Annotated in this window: 15 protein-coding genes; 7 read left to right on the forward strand and 8 right to left on the reverse strand. The window is 70.1% G+C overall.

Translation table 11 applies throughout. The features are described from left to right. Positions 1 to 5 precede the first annotated feature (5 nt). Entirely contained in the window at positions 6 to 401 is a 396-nt protein-coding gene (locus ABD747_RS11935; RefSeq protein ID WP_344804714.1) for a VOC family protein, read from the reverse strand. Positions 402 to 756: 355 nt separating this feature from the next. Here ABD747_RS11935 and ABD747_RS11940 point away from each other — a divergent pair, with 355 nt between their 5' ends. Then, positions 757 to 1,212, forward strand: a complete 456-nt coding sequence (locus ABD747_RS11940) for a GNAT family N-acetyltransferase (protein WP_344804716.1) — start codon at positions 757 to 759, stop codon at positions 1,210 to 1,212. A 296-nt stretch (positions 1,213 to 1,508) separates the two neighbouring features. Here ABD747_RS11940 and ABD747_RS11945 read toward each other — a convergent pair whose 3' ends face one another. Further along, the gene (locus tag ABD747_RS11945; protein WP_344804718.1) at positions 1,509 to 1,676 is read right to left on the reverse strand and encodes a hypothetical protein; all 168 of its coding nucleotides are present in this window, start codon (positions 1,674 to 1,676) and stop codon (positions 1,509 to 1,511) included. Between the two features lie 25 nt (positions 1,677 to 1,701). After that, the gene (locus tag ABD747_RS11950) at positions 1,702 to 2,133 is read right to left on the reverse strand and encodes an Hsp20/alpha crystallin family protein (protein WP_344804720.1); all 432 of its coding nucleotides are present in this window, start codon (positions 2,131 to 2,133) and stop codon (positions 1,702 to 1,704) included. A gap of 119 nt (positions 2,134 to 2,252) precedes the next feature. On the opposite strand from ABD747_RS11950, the gene ABD747_RS11955 reads away from it, so the two are divergent. Next, positions 2,253 to 2,606, forward strand: coding sequence for a MerR family transcriptional regulator (locus ABD747_RS11955; RefSeq protein ID WP_344804722.1), 354 nt, complete (start codon positions 2,253 to 2,255; stop codon positions 2,604 to 2,606). Between the two features lie 68 nt (positions 2,607 to 2,674). Here ABD747_RS11955 and ABD747_RS11960 read toward each other — a convergent pair whose 3' ends face one another. Further along, on the reverse strand, positions 2,675 to 3,034 hold the full coding sequence (locus ABD747_RS11960; RefSeq protein ID WP_344804724.1) for an antibiotic biosynthesis monooxygenase family protein: 360 nt from the start codon (positions 3,032 to 3,034) through the stop codon (positions 2,675 to 2,677). 94 nt (positions 3,035 to 3,128) lie between these two features. On the opposite strand from ABD747_RS11960, the gene ABD747_RS11965 reads away from it, so the two are divergent. Further along, on the forward strand, positions 3,129 to 3,776 hold the full coding sequence (locus tag ABD747_RS11965; protein ID WP_344804726.1) for a TetR/AcrR family transcriptional regulator: 648 nt from the start codon (positions 3,129 to 3,131) through the stop codon (positions 3,774 to 3,776). A gap of 88 nt (positions 3,777 to 3,864) precedes the next feature. Here ABD747_RS11965 and ABD747_RS11970 read toward each other — a convergent pair whose 3' ends face one another. Both ABD747_RS11970 and ABD747_RS11975 read right to left on the reverse strand, forming a co-directional pair. Continuing rightward, complete coding sequence (locus ABD747_RS11970; protein ID WP_344804728.1) at positions 3,865 to 7,068, reverse strand: KAP family P-loop NTPase fold protein; 3,204 nt, start codon at positions 7,066 to 7,068, stop codon at positions 3,865 to 3,867. A 200-nt stretch (positions 7,069 to 7,268) separates the two neighbouring features. After that, positions 7,269 to 7,874, reverse strand: coding sequence for a mycothiol-dependent nitroreductase Rv2466c family protein (locus ABD747_RS11975; protein WP_344804730.1), 606 nt, complete (start codon positions 7,872 to 7,874; stop codon positions 7,269 to 7,271). 338 nt (positions 7,875 to 8,212) lie between these two features. Between ABD747_RS11975 and ABD747_RS11980 the strand changes: the two genes are divergently transcribed. Together ABD747_RS11980 and ABD747_RS11985 are read left to right on the forward strand one after the other, a co-directional pair. Next, positions 8,213 to 8,827: an MBL fold metallo-hydrolase gene (locus ABD747_RS11980; RefSeq protein ID WP_344804732.1), complete on the forward strand. Its 615-nt coding sequence runs from the start codon at positions 8,213 to 8,215 to the stop codon at positions 8,825 to 8,827. Positions 8,828 to 8,889: 62 nt separating this feature from the next. Continuing rightward, positions 8,890 to 10,515 carry an amidohydrolase gene (locus ABD747_RS11985; protein ID WP_344804734.1) on the forward strand — a complete coding sequence of 542 codons (1,626 nt, stop codon included), beginning with the start codon at positions 8,890 to 8,892 and terminating at the stop codon, positions 10,513 to 10,515. A gap of 18 nt (positions 10,516 to 10,533) precedes the next feature. On the opposite strand, the gene ABD747_RS11990 is transcribed toward ABD747_RS11985, so the two are convergent. Both ABD747_RS11990 and ABD747_RS11995 read right to left on the reverse strand, forming a co-directional pair. Beyond that, the gene (locus tag ABD747_RS11990; RefSeq protein ID WP_344804736.1) at positions 10,534 to 10,971 is read right to left on the reverse strand and encodes a VOC family protein; all 438 of its coding nucleotides are present in this window, start codon (positions 10,969 to 10,971) and stop codon (positions 10,534 to 10,536) included. A 220-nt stretch (positions 10,972 to 11,191) separates the two neighbouring features. Next, on the reverse strand, positions 11,192 to 12,079 hold the full coding sequence (locus ABD747_RS11995; protein ID WP_344804738.1) for a DMT family protein: 888 nt from the start codon (positions 12,077 to 12,079) through the stop codon (positions 11,192 to 11,194). Between the two features lie 79 nt (positions 12,080 to 12,158). Here ABD747_RS11995 and ABD747_RS12000 point away from each other — a divergent pair, with 79 nt between their 5' ends. Together ABD747_RS12000 and ABD747_RS12005 are read left to right on the forward strand one after the other, a co-directional pair. Further along, positions 12,159 to 12,905, forward strand: coding sequence for a hypothetical protein (locus ABD747_RS12000; protein ID WP_344804740.1), 747 nt, complete (start codon positions 12,159 to 12,161; stop codon positions 12,903 to 12,905). Positions 12,906 to 12,970: 65 nt separating this feature from the next. Continuing rightward, positions 12,971 to 13,766, forward strand: a 796-nt coding sequence (locus tag ABD747_RS12005; protein ID WP_344804742.1) for an HD domain-containing phosphohydrolase, incomplete at its 3' end; no start/stop codon positions are given.

A 13,766-nucleotide genomic window follows, 5' to 3' on the forward strand; every position in this document is an offset into this window, starting at 1 on the left:
AGTTGTCAGGTGCCGTCGCGCGCCGGTTGATTCAGGAACCAGCGATGCCCGAACGGGTCGCGGAAGACGGCCACGCGGCCCACGGGCGGGCTCTCCTCGGGACCGCGATCCATGGTGGTGCCGGACTTCACGATGCGAGCGGCGAGCGCATCGACGTCGTCGACGGTGAGATGCAGGCTGACGCAGGCGCCGCGGTCGGGGTCGGGCGCTGCCACGCCGGCGGATTCGAACTCGTCCGACATCATCCACCGTGCTCCGGCTACGGTCAGCTCGCAGTGCCCCACGTGCCCGTCCGGCATCACGATCGGGTCGAAGGTCACCTCGGCGCCGAGAACGTCGACGTACCACTGGATGGCGCGACGGCAATCTGCCACACAGAGGTAGGGAGTGAGTTCGCTCATCCAGGAGTCTCCTCGTGATCGGGCACGGGCAGGGACGACTCGAACGACCGAGGCGGCCCTCTCGATCGAGCTCGTGTCCTCGCGAACAGCGCGGTACGGCTGTTTTGACCTTAGCGTCAGCCGGCGACGCTGGAGGCACGGCTGACGCGTCCAGAGTCCGCGAGCACCGCCGGCTGGAGGACGCTGACGTGGTGATTCAGGGCAACCGGGTGCTCCACCTGCGCTATCGAGTGCGCCGCTGACCGATCAGGGCCGAACGACGAGATGCGCCTGCGCTGGGCTCTACGGTTGAGTGGTGACCGCAGACGGCGAGCCAGTGTGGCCGGTAGACCTCGGCGAGGTCAGGCTTTGGCCCATGGAGGGCGACGACGGGCCGCTCCTGCAGGAACTGTTCGACGATCTTGCCGACTTTCGCACACCCTTCGGGGACCCGGGGTCCGCGGACGCGGTGAGCACCTTCCTCGCTCTCCCCGAAGGCCGGGACTACGACTCCAAGCTGCTGCTCGGCATCTGGCGAGACTGTGGTCTGGCGGGCGCACTGGACTGCATCACGGGCTATCCGACCAGAGCCGAGTGGACCATCGGTCTCCTCGTGGTTGCAGACCGGCATCGTCGCCGCGGCATCGCCGGCGCCGTCCTCGCCTGGCTCGAGACCACCGCCGCCGACCACGGCGCGACCATGCTGCGGGCGGTGATCCGTGCGGACAACAATGACGGCATCACGTTCGCGATGTCACACGGCTACCACTCAGAAGGCGGTCCCGACGCACCTCCCGGAATCGTGGTGCTCGCCAGACCCCTCGCCCGCTGATCGCCCGATGCCGCTAAGCCGGCGCCGGCGGCACCCTCATCGCGGGCCCGCTCCCACGACGGTGCATCTTCGCAGGTATCCCAGGTCTGGAAGTACGTGTTCGGCGGAGACACCTCGGCCTCGTCCGGCGCGATCGACCGTGACAGCTGACGACCACCTCACCGGTTCAGCTGTTCTCGCGCTTGCCGCGTCCGGCCCGGGCACCGCCGGCGGCCCGTGTCGTTGATGATGTGACACCGGACTCGGGACCCGTGGCCGGGCGCGGCAACTGCCACCCGCTTCAGCGACGCCGTCGATCACCGACCCTCGTCGTCGGGAACCGATTCATCGGAACCGGTGCTCGCCGCGATGGAGGTGACGAGGGCCTGGAACTCGCTGAGCAGCAGATCCTCGTCACCGAGCACTAGGTCCAGGAACTGCTCAGCGGCTCGGCGTGGATCGTCGGAACCATCCGGATGGATCACGGGATGCATCGTCGCGACCCATCGGTCAGGCGTTGATGGCCTGGGCATTCCCGCTCTCGTGGCTCACCGAGATCTTGCGAGGCTTGGCCTGCGCCGCGACCGGAATCTCGAGGCCGAGCACGCCATCGCGATAGCTGGCCGCGATGTGCTCGGTGTCGAGATTGTCGCCGAGGATCAATTGCCGACTGAAGACGCCGCGAGGGCGCTCCGCAGCGATCAGCTCGACGTCCTCGGCTCGGACTGATCGTTCGGCCCGAACGGTCACCACATTGCGTTCGACGTCGAGATCGAGCGACTCCGGGTCGATTCCCGGCAGGTCGAACTCGACATGGAACATGTCGCCGTCTCGCCAAGCATCCATCGGCATCACCGAGGGACGAGCGAGCGTGCCGTCGGCGCCGAACACCTGCTGGGTGAATCGGTCGAGTTCACGGAAGGGATCAGTGCGCATCAGCATCGGGTTCACCTCCATCGTGTCGTTTCTGATGCTCCGGCTGGACCACAGACCCGGATGGATCTATGGCATGCGCTATAGATTTTATGTAGCATAGACGACATGTACAGGCAAGAGGTGCGGTGAGAAAAGTCGACGACAACGCGGAGGACGACAGCACGGACATCGATCGGCTGCGTGGCGTCTACGGCATCTCGGTCGCCGCCGAACTGGTGGGGACCGGTGTGCAGAACCTGCGATCGTACGAGGCACGCGGCCTGCTCGAACCGGAGCGCACCAGCGGCGGCACCCGCCGCTACAGTTCCGCCGACCTGGACCGACTGCGCCGCATCGGCGACCTCCTGGCCGGCGGACTCAATCTTGCCGGGATCCGAATGGTCCTCGACCTCGAGGCGAGGAACGAGGCTCTCGAGAGCCGCAACGCGACCCTCGAGGCACAGCACGGCCGGCCCTCACGACCACCCTCCCACCGCTGAGCGCGGCGACGGCCGAACTGGCCCGCCGCGAGGAGCCATGAGGCGCGCCATCACCCCGACCAGCCGAGTCATCCGACCGACGTGACGACCTCGAACAGGGTCGGGAAGCTGGGAAACTCCTGCCAGCCGGGTTGTCCGACCAGCCGCCGGAACTCCTCCGTTGCGTGCGCCGCGCGATAGTCGGCCTGGCAGGCCCAGTTCGCCACGTTCACCCAGCGATGGGTGGCATCCGCGCTGACCGCCCGGTGGAGTCGTAGCGACACGAATCCCGGACGAGCCACGAAATACTCGCTGGTGCGCGTCCACATCGCCTCGAACTCCTGATCCCGAGACGCCGGCACCACGAACCGGTTCATCAGCGTCACCGGACCGGTCACGCTCGCTGCTGTCGCGGCCGCAATCCTCGAATCGGTCGTGAGTTCTGACATGTCTCCCATTTTCCGACGATGCCTCATTGCACCACTGTGCAATCTAGACATAGATGTATCCTGCTTGCATAGCTGTGTCAAGAGAGTGAGCACCATGACCGAGACAACACAGAGCGCCGGTCGCGTACGGCAACGTCGGCGAACACGCGCCGCCATCGTTCGTGCCGCTGAGGACCTGATCGCCGCCGGACAGACACCGACCGTCAACGAGGTGGCCGACGCCGCCGAGGTGTCGCGGCGCACGGTGTACCAGTACTTCCCGACGCTCGAGCAGTTGCTGATCGACGCCACCTTGGGTCTGCTCACCCAGACCGAGGTGGACGAGGCCATCGAACGGGCCGACGTCAGCGAGAACCCGTCCGAACGGGTCGAGGCGATGATCCGTGCCCTCCACCACAGCACCGCCGACACCCTCCCGCTCGGCCGGTCCCTGCTGCGACTCACCCTGACGGCGTCCCCCGAGGAGACGGCGGGCCCGCGCCGGGGATACCGCCGGATCGCGTGGATCGAGCGTGCCGTCGAGCCACTCCGACCGATGCTGGACGAGGCCGGCTACCAGCGGCTCGTCTCGGCGCTGGCCATGGTCATCGGTTGGGAGGCACTGATCGTGCTGAACGATCTGCGGGGACTTCCGCCGCAGGACCAGGTCGACACCTCCACGTGGGCCGCCCGCGCTCTGATCAGCGAGGCACTGAGGCAGGCGAAGCCGCCGACGGACGAGGATCCCGATGGGTCCGGCTGAGCGGCAGCCCGTCGATCGCGAAGACAGTGGCGCCCGCTTCCGGGATGTCGCCGTGCCGCTGACCTCGAGCGCTCGACTGCCGCGGCGATCACGTCGACACAGGATGGAAGGAGTAGCGCCCCACCTTCGGCAGCCAGGTCGCGATGATCTCGGGTGTCACGCTTGCGGTCGGCAGGTCTGCACAAGCCGACACGACCGGCTTCCAGTCAGCTGAGAGATCACGTCGAGGGCTGGACTCTCGCCCGGTCTGCGTGCTGTCGAGGAAGTCGGCGAAGTTGGCGTCGGTCATCGACCGCAGCTCGAGGATCATCGGGTCCGAGACGGGCACCGTTCCGGTCAGCAAGGCCAGCAAGATCAGCACCGGCCGGAAGTCCTTGCGGTCCAGGAACGAATCGACGTCCGGCACCGACACGCGCAGCAGCTGGTACGTGTTCAGGAACCGCTTCACGGCCCGCGGTGTGCCGACGAGTGGATGGAACCTCACCATCAGGTCGAGTTCGTCCTGGGTCAGCCGCAGCGCCTTCGGGTTCAAGTCGTCGCGGTGGGTCGGCCCGGACTGTGCGTCCCTCACCCCGACGCCGGGTCGGGACGGGACGCTCGCGTCGTCGCTCGCGTCGGCGCCGGCCACCTCGTGCGTGGCTGGCTCCCCGTCGTGGAAGGGATAGCCGTCCGCGGCCGGGACACCCGCGAACGAGTTCGAGCCGTTGCCGTTGGCGTGCACGGCGTCGAGATCGCGCCGGGAACTGTCCACCTCGCCGGCCAGGCTCGTCACCAGCCGGCCGAATCCGTCGGGCTGCATCGGCTGAAGCCAGAACGGGATCTGGATGATCTTCTCGAGGTAGTTCTGCGGCGTCGGCGCCGCGCTGTCGTCGGGATCGAACGCGTCGCTGAACGTGCCCTCCAGCGAGCGCAGCAACCAGCGGGAGTCGACGGCGATCACGACGACGAAGAGCTCGAAGCCGAACAGCAGATTCACGGCTTCGAGGACCCGGACCACCTCGGCGGCCGGGCAACGATCCAGATCGTCGATGAAGATCACGATCCGGTCGATACCGGGAAGACCACCCTCGACCTTCGACAGCCGGGCGAGCCGCTCGAGGTCGTCCCTGATCATCGGCGCCATCCCGAGCTCGCGGCGATAGTCCGCCGAGCTGCTGCGGTCACTGACGAAGCCGTAGAGGCCGGCAAGGCCGGATGCCTTCGCGGCCGCCAGATCCTGCGTCGCCTGGTCGAGGTCGTCTTGTGCCCGCTGGAGCTCCTGCTTGTCGGCTTCGTCGGCACGCAAGATCTTGGCCGCTTGCTCCAGGCCCCGGTTGACCGGCCGGAGCAGCTGCACCAGGGCCAAGGCGATCGAAGCGAACGCCCCGACCAACGCTCCGAGCTGCTCGACCGCGCCCGGCAGCAGCGCGCAGACGACGGCGGCTGCCACCCCGACGGCGAGCAGACCGCCGGCCATCAGCCTGCGCGGGGTGGACGCCGTGGCCCAGCCCTTGTCCAGCCGGGACGAGGTCGTGATCAACCGGTCGTACTCCGACTTCAGGTCGCTCACCTGCTTCGTCGCCGCGTCCAGCTGCAGGCCCGCCGCGAGCTTTTCGATCGCGTCGTCGGCCAGGTGGTGGTCCCTGGCGACGTCTTCGATGACGCGATCCTGGGCCGCCGGCCGCGACTGGTCCACCTTGGCCCGGGCCAGGTCGAGCCGGGCATGCGCCTGCGCCACGCCGGCGTCCCGGACGGCGATCTCGCGGAGCACTGTCTGGTACCTCTGGTCCCCGCCGAGCTTCTGCTGGATCTGCTGGAACACCCGGTTGATCAAGGCGGCCCAGAGCGCGGTGCCGTGCGCGTACTGCCAGGCGTTGAACTCGACCGGAACGATCTCACGGTGGTAGCCGGTTGCGGACGGGTCCGCGACCGCTCGGGACTGCGTGCCCAGATCCTCGATCCGCAGCTGCACCTGGCGCATCAGGAAGCTCTTGCCGGAGCCCCACGGCCCGAACAGCCCGATCGACAGCGGCGGCTGGACGTCCTTCGAAGCGATCAGCTTCGCGAGCACCTCCACGTCGGAGTGGATGTCGAGGTCGTCGCCATCCTCGTCGAGCAGCTCGGCAGCGGTGGCGGAGTCGGCGGCGTAGTTCGCACGCACCACCGCAGGGCGTCGGGCACTCGCGGCGGCAACCGCGGACACGGTCGCGAGCTCGGCTCCGTAGAGCTTCTGCGCGCGCACCTGTTCATCGGTCGAGAGCCCGCCGGTCAGCTCCACCAACGCGCCGGACAGCAGGCCCAGATCCGATGCACGGCCGGTGTCCTCGGGCCGCAGCACCGCGACCAGCGTCGCGCGCAGTCCGCCGCCGCGTCGCCGGAACCAGTCCTCGAACACGGGTGAGGCGTCGAGGAGCTCACGAAGATCGCGGACCCAGACCACGCCGGCACCGCTGCCCCACAGCCGGTCGAGGTCGGCCGCGTCGAGCGGAGGGTGGCCTGGGCCCGAGTCGAGGAGCTCGTGCAGGAGCAGCACCCGGTCGTCGGGACGCCGTCGTCGCAACGCCTCGAAGACGGCGCGGATCGCCCCGCTCATGGGTGGAGCTACCACGGCCACGACGGGGACCTGCTCGCTCAGCGATCGGTCCAGCTCGACGTCGGCATCCCGCGCGACGTACGGCCCCGGTTCGTCGGCGTCGGCCGGGAGGTGCACACCGAACCGTCGTGGCGTGACGTCCCACATCCGAGGCAGCGGCACCTGTCCGATCACCGCCGCCGGTTCGCTCTGGTCGACCGACAGGATCCGCAGCGTGTCCAGGGCCCTGGCTGCATCGATTCGAAGGTCACGCAAGCGATCGGCGAGTAGGCCGCCGTTGACCTCCACGTCCCGGAGGATCGCGACGCCCAACAGACCGGGCGTGACGACGCCCGCCGGCGTCGAAGGGTCAGCGACGAACGCTCGCAACGCCCTGGTCAGCTCGCCGCCGAGCTCGATGTGGTCGGGAGCCGGACCGGGATTCCCCGTGACGCCCAGGAGTTTCTCGAAGTCCTCGATGCGACCGCCATGATCGTCCAGCGCGGCTCGCACCGTTCCGTCCAGCCACCACAGCGCCCACAAGAAGGTGCTCCGATTCAGCGCGGGGCCGTCGGCGCTCTTGGTCTCGAACCGCTGCCGATGGGCGGCCGCGGCCAGCAAGACGCAATCGCCGACCCGTGGGTCAACAGTCAGGCCGGCGCTGGTGAGGACGTCGGTGACGGGATCGTTCGGCGGCGCCGCCGTCGCGCTGCTCGACCGGGACGACGGCTCGCTGCTCATGGCGGACTCCTGTGGACCTGGGCTTCACGACCACTGTCCCGCGCCCGACGCCACGGCGGTAGCTGATTATCGGCCCCGCCCGTCGGCTGCCACCGGGTGGTCCGCCCCGACCGCTCGTCACCCGTACGAGGCGCCGTCGACGGCGCCTGACCCGACGCGATGCTCAGCGCGACGGATCGAGCGCTATCCCAGCTCGCCGATCAGTCGAAGACGAGTTCGCTCTGGCGACTCCGCTTGAGCTCGGCGAAGTACGGGAACGACGACAAGGCGACCGCGCCGTCCCAGATGGTGCCGGCGTCCTCGCCCTTCGGGATCCTGGTCAGGACGGGGCCGAAGAAGGCCTGCCCGTCGATGGCGATCGTCGGGGTGCCGACATCGTGCCCGACCTGGTCCATCCCCTCCCGATGGGACGTGCGGATCGCGTCGTCGTAGGACTGATCCTCCATCGCGTCCACCAGCGTGCTCGGCAGCCCCGTCTCCACCAGCGCGGCCGTGATCAACGTCGCGTCGAGCTTGTCCGCCCCCAGCGTGTGCTTGCGGGTGCCGAGCGCGGTGTAGAGGTCGGCCAGGCGCTCTTGGCCGTACGCCTGCTCGACGGCCATGCACACCCGGACCGGCTTCCAGGCGTCCGCCAGACCGGCCCGGTAGGAGTCGGAGATGTCCTTGTCCTCGTTCAGATAGGCCAGGCTCATGATGTGCCAGGTGACGCGGATGTCTCGGACCTTCTGCACCTCCAGCATCGTGCGGGAGGTGATCCAGGCGAACGGGCAGAGCGGGTCGAACCAGAAATCGACGTTGGTGGTCATACAACCGTCAACTTACTTCGCCCGGCTATATTCCCGCGCGGTTGAGACATCCAGATGGTGGACAGACGGCGGTATGCCGGAGGACGGCTCAACCGGTCGGCCAGGTGCGGAGCGTGGGTCGATAGATCAGTTCCGGCGTGCGCCCAGTCGAAGGGGCCCTGCAGCGTGGACGAGACGACAGTGGTCGGGAGGTCGCTGTCATGTGGCTACCGACCGGCCATCGGGTCGGAAATCATCGCGCCCGCACGACAGGAGAGCATGATCCGGACGGCGGAACAGGATCCGCCGGTTCTCTGCGCACACGCGCACCCGCCCTCCGACGAAGGAGCCCGATCAGCGTGCCGTCTCCCATCACCGTGACCCCGATCCTCGTCGCCGATCTGCTCGCCGGCGACGAGCGGCTGCCCGTCTACGTGCACGTCGTCGACCATCCCGACGCGCGTGTTCTGGTCGACACCGGCCTCACAGCGCTGCACCCGGCAGTGGCCGACATGGATCCCCGTCTTCATCCGCTGGACGAACAAGACATCGACCTCACCGGCATCGACCTCGTCGTCAACACGCACCTGCACTTCGATCACTGCGGCGGCAACCACCTCTTCGCCGGCAAGCCGATCCATGTGCAGCGGCGAGAGCTCGACGACGCGCGTACGGAAGCGGACTACACGATTCCCGAATGGGTCGACGCGCCCGGGGTCGAGTACGTGCCGGTCGACGGGGAGTTCGAGCTGCTGCCCGGAGTCCGGCTCGTTCCGGCTCCGGGGCACACCCGCGGCAGCCAGGTCGTCGTGATCGAGACCGGTGCCCGGCCGGTCGTCATCGGCGGCGACATGGCCGTCTGGTTCCGCGAGCTCGACGAGCCGCGTACCGAAGGACAGTTGCTGGTGGTCGCGCTCGATCCGGAGCAGGTCTGGCTCGCACACGCCCACGAGCCCTGGCGTCCGGGGGCCTGAAGCGGATTCGACCCGCTCCGGGTCGCGCGCGAGCACTGCCGGGCGGCTGCGAGACTCGCTAGATGCTGGAGGCCGACCTGTTGCTGCGGCACGCCCGGATCCTCACCCTCGACGGCGCTGTCGCCGGTGACGACCGCGGCGAGGTGAGCGCGCTGACCGTCCTCGGCGACCGGGTGGTCGCGCACGAGGAGGTCCCGGCCCGGCGGGTGCTCGACCTCGACGGCGCCGTGGTGGTGCCGGGCTTCAACGACGCGCACCAGCACATGGCCGGGTTCGGGTTGAGCTTGACCGAGGTCGACTGCCGGGTGTCCAGCCTGGACGAGCTGTACGAGGCGGTGTCGGCGGCCGCAGCCCAGCGCCCGAGCGACGCGTGGGTGATCGGCTCAGGTTATGACGACAACAAGACCGGTGCCCACCCCACCCGAGAAGGCCTAGACCGGGCCGCGGGCGGGCGACGCACCTGGATCACCCACACCAGCGGCCACATGTGCGTGGTGAGCTCGGCCGTGCTCGACGATCTGGGCCTGTCCGAGCACCCGGTCGACGTCCCCGGCGGGCTCGTGGTGGTCGACCCAACCGGTCGACCGACTGGGCTGCTGCAGGAGACCGCGCAGTCGCTGCTCAACCCGCTCGTCCTGCCCGTGCCGGTCGACGATCTGGTCACGGCGGTCGAGCGGGCCGGTCGGCACTACCTCCGTGAGGGCATCACGTCGGTGACCGAGGCCGGGATCGGTGGCGGCTGGATCGGCAAGAGCCCGGTCGAGCTGGCCGCCTATCAACGTGCGTACGCCGACGGCCGGCTGCCGGTGCGGGTCGAGCTGATGATTGCCTCCGACGTGTTGCACCGGACCGGTGAGGACGAGCTGCGCACCGGCCTCGACCTCGGGCTGCGCACCGGGTTCGGCGACGACTGGCTGCGGATCGGGTCGGTCAAGGTCTTCTCCGACGGCTCGCTGATCGGTCACACCGCGGCGATGACGGCGGACTTCGCCGACACCCCGGGCCAGCGGGGATACCTGCAGGCGGGCGCCGACGAGCTGCGCGGCACGATCATCGACGCGCACCGGGGCGGCTGGCGGGTGGCGACCCACGCGATCGGCGACGCCGCCATCGACCTCGTGCTCGATGCCTACGCCGAGGCGCAGGCCACGATTCCCTGGACCGGACCCGGGCCGGTGCCCCGACACCGGATCGAGCACTTCGGCGTCGCGCGTCCGGACCAGGTGGCCCGGTGCGCCGAGCTGGGCGTGATCCCGGTGCCGCAGGGCAGGTTCGTGAACGAGATCGGCGACGGGATGCGACGCGCTCTCGGGCCGGAGCGCACCGGCTGGGCCTATCGTCAGCGTTCGCTGCTGGCCGCCGGTCTGGTGCTGCCCGGCAGCTCCGACCGGCCGGTGGTGCAGGGCCCGCCGCTGCTCGGCATCCACGACCTGGTGAACCAGCGCACCGCGTCGGGGGCGCCCTTCAATCCCGACGAGGCGCTGACCGGGCTGGAGGCGCTGCGGGCCTACACCGTCGGCTCGGCGTACGCGTCCGGCCTGGAGGACCGCAAGGGCACCCTCGGCCTGGGCAAGCTGGCCGATCTCACCGTGCTCGCCGATAGCCCGGCCGACTGTGAGCCTTCCCGGATCGCCGAGATCGAGGTGCTCGCCACCATGGTCGGCGGCGAGTTCGGCTGGCAGCGCTGACCCATCCGCCGGGGCCGGTCAGTCGAGGCAGAACTCGTTGCCCTCGGGATCGGCCATGGTGATGAACCCGGTCTCCATCGGGGGCGCCGGCTCGACCCGATAGAGCCTGGTCCCGCCGAGCGCGACCAGCTGATCGCACTTGCGCTCGAGCGCGGCCATCCGCTCGTCACCGCTCAGCCCGGCGGCGGCCCGGACATCGAGATGCAGCCTGTTCTTCGCGGTCTTGCCTTCCGGCACCTGCTGGAAGAAGAACCGCGGACCGCGGCCGTCGGGATCGACCAGCGCGGCCCGCGAGTTCCACTCGCGCTCCGGGACGCCGAAGGCCGCCAACGCCTCCTCCCAGGAACCGAACCCGTCCGGCGGCGGCTGCCGGATGTAGCCGACCGCCTCCGCCCAGAAGGCGGCCAGCGCCCGCGGATCGCTCGCGTCGAAGGTGACCTGGACCGATATCGCCATGCCGTGCAGCGTGTCACAGGCCTCCGACACACGGCCGTTCCGGCACTGTCGGCGCAGTTCTCGACGACGGTTGCTCCCTCGTCAGCCGAGGCCCGGATTGTGCCCGCTCGACATGATCAACTCGATGCGACGACGGAGCAGCCGTCGTCGTGACCGGACCGCGCACTCGAGCGGGAGGCCAGGTGCCCGGCTCTCCCGTCCCGGATCCTCACGAGTGCGCTTACTGCGGGGGCGTCTGTGTCGCGGCGGGCCCGGCCGGCGGTGTCGGGGCGGGGGACGGTTCGACCCGCACCTCGCCGTGACTGGCCAGGCTGACCGCGCCGACCACCGCGAGCACGAAGCCGAGCGCCGCCGCCCACTCCCAGCCGGCGCGGGGGGCGTCGCCGAACAGCAGCAGCCCGACCGCCGCCGGCGCTACCGTCTCGGCCACCACCAGTGGAGCGGTGGCCTGGGTGACCGTGCCGCGCTGCAGCGCGGTCGACAGGGCGAGCATGCCGACCGGCGCCGCGATGATCAGCGCGTACGTCGCCGGATCGGTGAGCAGCACCCCGGGTGCGTACGTCGACGGCAAGATCCGGGCCGCGACGGCCACCACCCCGAACTGGAGTCCCGCCACCGTGCCGAGGGCCGCGGCCCCGACCCGCCCCTGCAGCCGGGCCAGCAGCACCGCCAGGCCGCTCAGTGCGACCGCGGCGATCAGGGTGCCCCAGCCGTCGGCCGCACTGACGTGAACCGGGTGATCCTCCGCCGCCGATGCAGCCAGCAGGATCAGTCCCGCGACGACGACGCCGACCGCGACCTTCTCCCGGCCGCGGAGCCGCATGTGCAGCAGGATCGAGCCCAGGACGGCGGTGACGGCCAGGCTGCTGGCGATCACCCCCTGGACCAGGAACAGCGGCAGGGTGCGCAGGGCGAGCAGGGACAGCCCGAACCCCAGGCAGTCCAGGGCGAGGCCGGCCACGTACGGCACGGACTTCAGCAGCCGCAGGAACAGGCGGGGATCGAGCCCCTCGGCCGTCTCGGTCCGCCGGGCCGCCAGGGCCTGCAACACCGAGGCGACGCCGTAGCAGACCGCCGCGCCGAACGCTCCGATCAGGCCGAGCACCATCCTGTGATGGTAGGGCCAGGGCGAGAATCTGAGGCCGATGCCCCACGTGCACCGGCCGCGACCCGGCGATCGTGGAGACATGACAGCAACGACTCCACGACAGGTGGCGGAAGCGGGCGCCGACCGGCGGCTTCCGGCGGGCGACGACGAGCGATTCGTCGGTTACGGCGCCATGGGCGTCCCCTTCCGCAGTGGCCACTACCTGGCCCTGCGCAACATGCAGGCCAGCTCGGTCGGGCCGGCGTACCGGACGATCTGGCACCGCGACCCTGCGGGCCGATGGACGATCTTCACCACCGTCGATCCCCAACTGAGCTGCCCGCGCTACTTCGGGGCGGCGGCGGACGCCGAGCGGGTGCCCGCGATCGAGCTGGGCTGGCGAGACGACTGGACCCTGGAGGTGTCGCTCCCCGGCCGGCTGTCCTGGCAGCTCACTCTGGTCCGGACCGCCGCGACCGCCGCGTTGTCCGGGATGGGCGGGGCGATGCCCGAGGCGGCCTGGAACAGCTCCGCGATCCTCTCCTCGATGAGCCCGATGGTCCGGCTGATGCTGCACGCCGGCCGGATCCGGCTGGCCGGCCGGACGCCCAACGGCCAGCACTTCAAGGCCGCCCCACGCGCGGTCTGGCGGGTCGGCGGCGGCACCGCCCGGCTCGACGGCCACGACCTCGGCCCGCTCGGACCGCTCAGGGAGCAAACCCGTCTCGGCGACTTCTGGCTGCCCCAGTCCGGCCTCTTCTTCGCCGGCGGGGCGCGGTTCAGCGCGACGGCGCAGTCCGTCGGCCCGGTCGCCGCCGGGTCACGCCGGGCGGCGGTTCGGCCCTGACCCGCGGGCACCCCGGAAGAGAGCACAATCCACGTCATGGGCACCCGGATGCTGGGGGCGGCGGCGTGACCGCGCGGCCACGGTCTCCCGGCGAGCCGCTCCCCCGCCGGGTCGAGGTGCTGGCCGGGCTGTCGGTGGCGATCGACCTCGGCCTCGGCCAGCCCGCCGAACACATGCTTCGCTCGGCCCTGATCGCCGGCCGGCTGGCCGACCGGCTCGGCCTCACCCCGCACCAGCGGGCCGTCGTCTACCACGCGACCCTGCTGATGTGGATCGGCTGCCACGCCGACTCCCAGGAGTATGCCCGCTGGTTCGGCGACGACATCGCGGTCCGGCACGAGGCATATCTGGTCGACTGGGCGGGCCTGCCCTATCTGCGGTTCCTGGTCGGCAACGTGGCGCGCGGCGAGCCGCTGCCGGACCGGCTGCGGACGATGGGCGCGCTGTTCCGCGACGCGCGGGGACGGCTCGCCACCCTGATCCACTCGCACTGCACCTCGGCCGCCGCCCTGGCCCGGCACGTCGGGCTGCCGGCCGAGGTCGCGGACGTGCTCGGCTACACCTTCGAGCGCTTCGACGGCGGCGGCCTGCCGGCGGGCGCCGCCGGCGAGGAGATCCCGATCGAGATGCGGGTCGCGCAACTGGCCGACGTGGTCGAGGTGCACCAACGGACGTACGGCCTCGAGGGCGCGCTCGCCGTCGCCCAGAGCCGGCGCGGGGGCCACTTCGACCCGGCTGTGGTCGACGTCTTGCTGGCCGAGCCCGAGCACATCCTCGGTGCGGCCGCCGACCGCGACGTCTGGACCGAGGCCATCGACGCCGCGCCGGACAGCGAGACCCGGCTCGACGACGACGGCCTCG

Source organism: Microlunatus ginsengisoli (assembly GCF_039537205.1).
GTDB classification, from domain to species: Bacteria; Actinomycetota; Actinomycetes; order Propionibacteriales; family Propionibacteriaceae; genus Microlunatus; species Microlunatus ginsengisoli.

Bases quoted from the DNA above. Each gene is read 5' to 3' on its own strand.
- ABD747_RS11935 (WP_344804714.1), bottom strand. From the start codon at position 401: ATGAGCGAACTCACTCCCTACCTCTGTGTGGCAGATTGCCGTCGCGCC.
- ABD747_RS11940 (WP_344804716.1), top strand. From the start codon at position 757: ATGGAGGGCGACGACGGGCCGCTCCTGCAGGAACTGTTCGACGATCTT.
- ABD747_RS11950 (WP_344804720.1), bottom strand. From the start codon at position 2,133: ATGCTGATGCGCACTGATCCCTTCCGTGAACTCGACCGATTCACCCAG.
- ABD747_RS11960 (WP_344804724.1), bottom strand. From the start codon at position 3,034: ATGTCAGAACTCACGACCGATTCGAGGATTGCGGCCGCGACAGCAGCG.
- ABD747_RS11965 (WP_344804726.1), top strand. From the start codon at position 3,129: ATGACCGAGACAACACAGAGCGCCGGTCGCGTACGGCAACGTCGGCGA.
- ABD747_RS11970 (WP_344804728.1), bottom strand. From the start codon at position 7,068: ATGAGCAGCGAGCCGTCGTCCCGGTCGAGCAGCGCGACGGCGGCGCCG.
- ABD747_RS11975 (WP_344804730.1), bottom strand. From the start codon at position 7,874: ATGACCACCAACGTCGATTTCTGGTTCGACCCGCTCTGCCCGTTCGCC.
- ABD747_RS11985 (WP_344804734.1), top strand. From the start codon at position 8,890: ATGCTGGAGGCCGACCTGTTGCTGCGGCACGCCCGGATCCTCACCCTC.
- ABD747_RS11990 (WP_344804736.1), bottom strand. From the start codon at position 10,971: ATGGCGATATCGGTCCAGGTCACCTTCGACGCGAGCGATCCGCGGGCG.
- ABD747_RS11995 (WP_344804738.1), bottom strand. From the start codon at position 12,079: ATGGTGCTCGGCCTGATCGGAGCGTTCGGCGCGGCGGTCTGCTACGGC.
- ABD747_RS12000 (WP_344804740.1), top strand. From the start codon at position 12,159: ATGACAGCAACGACTCCACGACAGGTGGCGGAAGCGGGCGCCGACCGG.